Annotated in this window: 3 protein-coding genes; 1 reads left to right on the forward strand and 2 read right to left on the reverse strand. The window is 38.3% G+C overall.

Going from position 1 to position 3,398, the window contains the following annotated elements; translation table 11 throughout:
• Nucleotides 1-157: 157 nt before the first annotated feature.
• A complete protein-coding gene (locus V7149_RS23640) occupies nucleotides 158-910 on the reverse strand; it encodes a vWA domain-containing protein (RefSeq protein ID WP_335348025.1) in 753 nt (250 codons plus the stop codon).
• Between the two features lie 189 nt (nucleotides 911-1,099).
• Here V7149_RS23640 and V7149_RS23645 point away from each other — a divergent pair, with 189 nt between their 5' ends.
• Entirely contained in the window at nucleotides 1,100-2,257 is a 1,158-nt protein-coding gene (locus V7149_RS23645; protein ID WP_335348026.1) for a pyridoxal-phosphate-dependent aminotransferase family protein, read from the forward strand.
• A gap of 46 nt (nucleotides 2,258-2,303) precedes the next feature.
• Here V7149_RS23645 and V7149_RS23650 read toward each other — a convergent pair whose 3' ends face one another.
• Nucleotides 2,304-3,020, reverse strand: coding sequence for a mechanosensitive ion channel family protein (locus tag V7149_RS23650; RefSeq protein ID WP_335348027.1), 717 nt, complete (start codon nucleotides 3,018-3,020; stop codon nucleotides 2,304-2,306).
• Nucleotides 3,021-3,398: the final 378 nt, after the last annotated feature.

Consider the following 3,398-nt stretch of genomic DNA (forward strand, 5'->3'; position numbering starts at 1 on the left):
ATCAGATACTTGTTTGGGTTGGCATTTTAGTATTTGTCAGCCAATTCGACCTGTTTGTCAGCCAATTTAGGGATTTGTCAGCCAAATAAGATACTTTATCAGCCAATTCCACCACTTTGTCAGCCAACCGCTCAAATTCAATGAAACGAACCCCTATCTACCTATTAAATAACCTGTTCCAAAACCCCTTCTTTTCTGGCTCTTTTTGCACTGGCTCATTTAACTGCGGCTCTGTGCGATTATCTACCAAAATACCTTTTTCCTTCGCTTCCTTCAGCCAGCTTGGAAACTCATTTAATAGTGAATAATAGAGTTGATCATCAGACATTTTATCAATTTCCTCAATATGCAGGAAATTAGCGTTATCCACAATACGGCCTTCCATTGAATCAATTTGCTTTAGAAAGTCAAAATTCCCATTTCCTATCCCAACAAACTGCCAGAATACCGGATGTTTTGCAGAGCTTTCAATAATGGGCTTGATCGTTTTCTTACAGCCGCCATCATTAATAAAGACAATAAAGGCTGGATCCATGCTCGGTTCTTCATCGATATATTTTTTTATTACATCCTTCATAACAGGAGGTTCGTCATTTCGGCCAAATTTATGGATCAAGTCATTTTCCAAAATAATTCGATTAACATACCCATCAAAATCTCGTTCCGTTACCGGCTTTAATCTTGAGAATTCATTATCATACACCCAAACATCCAGCATTCCGTCATCATCAAACTGTGAGGCAATCGCTAATATTCGTTCAACCACCTTCTGCACTGTTCCATTTTTATACAATGTTCTCATTGATCCGGTGATGTCTAGAACTAAACCAACTCGCGCGGTTACCGTTGTTAAATTCTTCTTTTCTAACACAATCTTTACACTTTTTTTCTGCAAATCTATTGTAGCCATTAGACCCCTCCTGTTTTATTAAATAAATTTCTTAACCTTAACTAACTTTTACCAATATGGTACTATTATAATTAGAAAATTAGAAATATGGTAACAATATAAGCTTTAATAGAGGTAATCATAATAGTGGTTAACCTCGCGCCTTTAGGCTAAAATACTCAATAAATAATCTTTACTGGAGGGAAAATTATGTATAAAAACATTTTAAGGCACCCAGGACCTACACCTATTCCAAAAAAAGTTCAACTAGCCATGGCTGAAGATATCATTAGCCATCGTAGTGAAGAGTTTGTTCAGTTATATCGTACAACAACCAATCGTGTGAAGACAGTTTTTGGTACGGAACAAGATATTTTTCTGCTGCCGTCTGGCGGTACTGCTGCTTTAGAGGCTGCGGCAGTTAACACGGTCTCGGCTGGAGAAAACGTTGTTGTTATTACAGTTGGGGCATTCGGGGACTACTTCGTTTCGATTTGTGAAAAATACGGATTTAATGTGCATAAGCTTGAAAAAGAATGGGGCCAGGCTTGTACAGAGGAAGATCTAGCGGAATTCCTAAAGCCCTTGAAAGATGTGAAAGCTGTTTTTGCTACATACAACGAAACATCAACAGGTATTTTGAACCCAATCGAAAAGCTAGCGACTGCTGTTCGTACACATTCAGATGCACTTTTTATCGTTGATGGGGTTAGCTGTATTGGCGGAGCACCCGCGGAAATGGATAAATGGGGCATTGATATACTCGTAACAGGTTCTCAAAAAGCAATGATGCTGCCGCCTGGACTGGCTCTCTTAAGCGTCAGCGACAGAGCTTGGAAAGTTATCGAGAATAATAAAACCCCAGCATATTACTTAAATTTGCTGAGCTATCGCGATTGGGCAGCAAAAGGCATGACACCTAACACTCCTGCGGTTACTCTTATTTATGGATTAGCTGCTGTCTGTGACCTTATCGAAGAAGAAGGAGGATTTGCACAAACCGTTGCCAGACATGAGCTTATGAAAAATATGGTTCGTGAAGCCATGAAGGCGCTAAACATAGAGCTATTAACGAGCGATGAATATGCATCACCAACCATTACGGCGATCCGCACCCCTGAAGGTCTGGATCTGGCACAGTTTCTTAAGCACCTAAAGCAAAAGTACCATTTAGATTTTGCTGGCGGGCTTGGACACCTGCAAGGAGAAATTTTCAGGTTCGGCCATATGGGCTATTGCTTCCCAAGTGATGTTCTCCAAGCCGTTTCCTTAATGGAGGCCGCATTACAAGACTTCTCTTACTCCTTTGAACCAGGAGCTGGGATAAAAGCGGCACAGGAAGTATTTTTGACTGCTAACCAAAAATAGATATATTGAAAAAGTCTGCTTCTAAATGAAACAGACTTTTTCCCATTTATGCCTGGCTCTCCGCCAATGATTTCTCTTGTTCGAGAATGTCCATGATTTTGTAATTGAACACTTCTTTGATCTTTAAATACTCTCCCCATTCAACTGTAACTGTAAAAAAGTTTATAAAGATCTCCATTTCCTTATATTGGTCAAAGGTAACGTAGATTGTGTCCTGATGAATATCCGGGTTATTTTTTAGGTAGTTTTCAATTTGCTTGACAACAGATTTTAATTTTTCCTGTGAAGTATCCTGTGGCAGCTTTAAATTAAAGGTAATCTGCCTCTTCCCTGCTTTGCTCCAGTTCATAATTGCCTCATTCGCCAAAGTAGCATTCGGAACAGTCACAAGCGCCTGAGCAAAGGTCCGTACCTTTGTACTTCTAAAGCTTATATCCTCTACAATTCCTTCCACACTGTTTGTCTTAATCCAATCACCTATTGAAAAAGGTTTTTCCGTAATAATTATGATCCCGCCGAATAAATTACCGATCGCATCCTTTGCAGCTAATGCAAAGGCTAATCCACCTAAGCCTAACCCCGCAACAAAGCCATTGACATCGTAATTAAACTCCTGGGCAATCACGCTTATACTGATCGCCACAATCAAAAATTGCAATGCCTTAGATAAAAATGGAATCAGAATTTCATCAAATTCAATATTATATTTAGAGGCATTTATCTTTTTAAAAAGCAATGAAGAGGACGAAGAAAGATTAAGCAACCCCCAGCTAATAATCAATATAATCGATGATCTGATAATTTTTAAAAATAATGGATTTGCATGATTGAAATAAGGAAAATACTGCACAGAAAAGTAAAGCCCTGTAATAATAAATAGCCACTGAGCAGGTTTTTCAAAGGCTATAAGAATTTGGGATAAAAATTCACCAGGCGCTATTCTCCCTATCCTTACCAAAAATGCAAAAACGTATTTTACGAAAATTTTCCTAAAAAGAAGAAATAGCAAAAAAATCCCGATAGATATCACAATTGCCTTTAGATTTTCGTATGAGGTAAATATCTCCAAGAACATAATTCAGTCGAACCTCCTAACAAAAAATACTTTTTTATATTAACAATACAAGTCTTATTAAGAAAG

Origin of the sequence: Bacillus sp. JJ1503, assembly GCF_036965125.1 — a bacterium.
GTDB lineage: Bacteria > Bacillota > Bacilli > Bacillales > Cytobacillaceae > Cytobacillus.

Coding starts and splice junctions, on each gene's coding strand:
- V7149_RS23640 (WP_335348025.1), bottom strand. CDS start 910: ATGGCTACAATAGATTTGCAGAAAAAAAGTGTAAAGATTGTGTTAGAA.
- V7149_RS23645 (WP_335348026.1), top strand. CDS start 1,100: ATGTATAAAAACATTTTAAGGCACCCAGGACCTACACCTATTCCAAAA.